The following is a 2,917-nucleotide window of genomic DNA, read 5'->3' as shown; positions in this document are numbered from 1 at the left end:
GGTAATTATTGGACATCTACTGAAACTTATGAAGCGTTGCAAATTTATATTGATATGAATTTTGATGGCCTTAAAGATGATATCGTTAAATTATTGGCTGGGGAAACTGTTCCTGTGCAAACATCATCATTCCAAAATGACATGACAACTTTAAAGTCAGAAGATGATGTATTGACATTGCTGATACATCTTGGATATTTGGGATATGATTCAACAAATCAGGTCTGCTACATTCCCAATAAAGAAGTCGTTGATTCTTTTGTCAATTCCATTAGAAACTCTGACTGGAAAGAAACAACTAAAGCATTATTGAACAGCCAAAAATTATTGGAAGCAACGTGGAATCAGGATGAAGAAATGGTCGCTAAATACATTGAAGAGGCTCATTTAGATACGTCTATTCTAACTTATAACAACGAAAATGCTTTATCATATACATTATCTATTGCTTATATATATGCTAGAAATCATTATACAGTTATAAGAGAAATGCCAAGTGGAAAAGGATTTGCAGATATCGTTTTTATTCCATATCATGATAAACCCGCGATGATTGTAGAACTCAAATGGAATGAAACAGTTGAAACAGCTTTAACCCAAATTAAAGAAAAGAAATATCCAAAATCACTGGAAAAATATCAAGATAATTTGTTGATCGTAGGTATCACATATAATCCCAAAACAAAACAGCATATCTGCAAAATTGAAAAAAATTAAAAAGAAAAAACATGCACTAGTATATAATTTTTGCTAGATGCATGCTTTTTTTGTTTATGATTAATTTTTGCTTATTTATATCTAAATTTATTTTAATTATTTCTTAAAAAAGTCTACTTGTTTTTATTATCATCAACTATGTAGCTTTTTTTCAAAAAGCAAAGGATAACTAAAAGGAAGGTGATGTGGTAGATGAAATATTTTGTAAGAAAATTCTTTGTGAAGTTAAATATGTTTTTTAGAACTATAGATATTTTTTAGTTTTGTTATATAAAAAGTGATAATCAGCAGTATGATTATCACTTAATTAAGTTTATTTAATTTCAATTAATTCATATTCACGTGTTCCTAAACCAATTTTTTCAGCATGTTCTAAGCATGATTTCCAGTTTGTTTCAGGAGAAACATCAGTAAAATGATCATGGTGATGATGACCGTGTTTATCAAGTAAACTGTTTTTGATTGCTGGTTGTTGATTAACAGCATCCGCGCAAGCTTGGTCTAATGCAACAGGATCAAATGAAGCAAACATGCCAACATCAGGAACGATGGCAATATCATTTTCAGAGTGACAATCACAATAAGGTGATACGTCAATAACAAGTGAAATATGGAAACATGGTCTACCGTCAACAACAGCTTTAGTGTATTCAGCAATCTTATAATTTAAAATATCATTAGCTTCATCCATACTGGCTTTAATAGCATCTTTAGGACATACCCCAATACATCTACCACAGCCAACACATTTATCATGATTGATCTTAGCTTTACGATTAGTAATTTTTGGTGCATCATGAGCACAAATTTTAATACATTGACCACATCCAATACATAAATCTTCTTCAACGATAGGTTTACCCGCACTATGCATTTCCATTTTTCCAGCTCGAGAACCACAGCCCATACCAATGTTTTTTAAAGCACCACCAAATCCGGTTAATTCGTGACCTTTAAAATGATTTAAAGAAATAATAATATCAGCATCCATAATTGCTTGACCAATTTTAGCTTCTTTTACGTATTCACCATTAATTGGAACTAAAGCTTCATCAGTTCCTTTTAATCCATCAGCAATAATAGTATGAACACCAGTTTGGAAAGGATTATAACCATTTGTATAAGCACTATCCAAGTGATCTAAAGCATTCTTTCTACCGCCAACATATAGAGTATTACAATCGGTTAAAAAAGCTTTACCACCTAATTCTTTAACATAATCGCAAATAACTTTAGCCCAGTTGGGTCTTAAATAAGCAAGATTTCCAGGTTCCCCAAAGTGAATTTTTACTGCAGCGTATTTATCCTCAAAATCAATATTTTCAAAACCAACTTGTTTCATCAGATATTTTAATTTTTCAGGTAAATTCATTCTTCCAGTATGCATATCACAATAATAAACTTTTGATTTTTCCATTGACTTTTCCCCTTTAAACATTTTTCGATTTTCCAATCGCTTTAATTTACTTATATAATATTCTTTTAAATCATATTTTATTTTACTACTTTTTTATTTAAATGAAAATTTAAAAATTATTTTATTATAATCTTTCTATAAATCTAATCATCTTGTTTTAGAATGGTATAAAAACTAAAATAGACAAGATTTGAAAATTTAGGTAAGATAATAAAGAATAGTATAAAAGGTAGGTGGTATTATGTTTGAAATAGATGGAAAATATAATAGTGCAAAAGTATTTGCAACAGTTATTGAGGAAGAATGTATTACACAAATAATGGATTTGTGTAATCAAAAATGGTTAGAAGGTTTAAATATTGCAATTATGCCTGATTGTCATGCTGGTAAGGGTGCAACAATTGGAACAACAATAACTTTACAAAACAAAGTATCACCATCTTTAGTTGGAGTTGATATTTCATGTGGGATGTTAATTATTAAAATACCTAATGAATTGAATGTTGAGATTAAAAAAATTGATGAATTTATTAATGATAATATTCCATCTGGATTTGAAATAAATCCCCAAATTGATTCAAAGATAAATTATAGTTTCTTGAATAATTTAAGATGTATCAAACAAATAAAAAATCTTGAGCATATTAAGAAGTCTTTGGGAAGTTTAGGTGGTGGAAATCATTTTATTGAAATTAATCAAGCTGCTAATCAAGATAAATATCTGGTTGTTCATTCAGGATCAAGAAATCTTGGTAAACAAGTAGCTGAAATTTACCAAGATAT

Annotated in this window: 3 protein-coding genes; 2 read left to right on the top strand and 1 reads right to left on the bottom strand. The window is 29.3% G+C overall.

The genetic code is table 11. The features are described 5' to 3' along the window. Positions 1-717: PD-(D/E)XK nuclease domain-containing protein (locus J7M77_RS15450; protein WP_296880181.1), on the top strand; the 717-nt coding region annotated here is incomplete at its 5' end. 313 nt (positions 718-1,030) lie between these two features. Here the strand turns inward: J7M77_RS15450 and J7M77_RS15445 are convergent. Next, a complete protein-coding gene (locus J7M77_RS15445) occupies positions 1,031-2,134 on the bottom strand; it encodes a DUF362 domain-containing protein (protein ID WP_296880179.1) in 1,104 nt (367 codons plus the stop codon). Positions 2,135-2,375: 241 nt separating this feature from the next. On the opposite strand from J7M77_RS15445, the gene J7M77_RS15440 reads away from it, so the two are divergent. After that, the coding region (locus J7M77_RS15440; RefSeq protein ID WP_296880177.1) for an RtcB family protein at positions 2,376-2,917 on the top strand (542 nt) is incomplete at its 3' end.

Origin of the sequence: Thomasclavelia sp. (assembly GCF_017889095.1) — a bacterium.
GTDB lineage: Bacteria > Bacillota_I > Bacilli_A > Erysipelotrichales > Coprobacillaceae > Thomasclavelia.
Note: the sequence above shows the minus strand (reverse complement) of the source record. Positions and strands in the feature narration are given on the sequence as shown.

What these genes read in the sequence shown, in the direction of transcription:
- J7M77_RS15445 (WP_296880179.1), bottom strand. Translation starts at nt 2,134, where the DNA reads ATGGAAAAATCAAAAGTTTATTATTGTGATATGCATACTGGAAGAATG.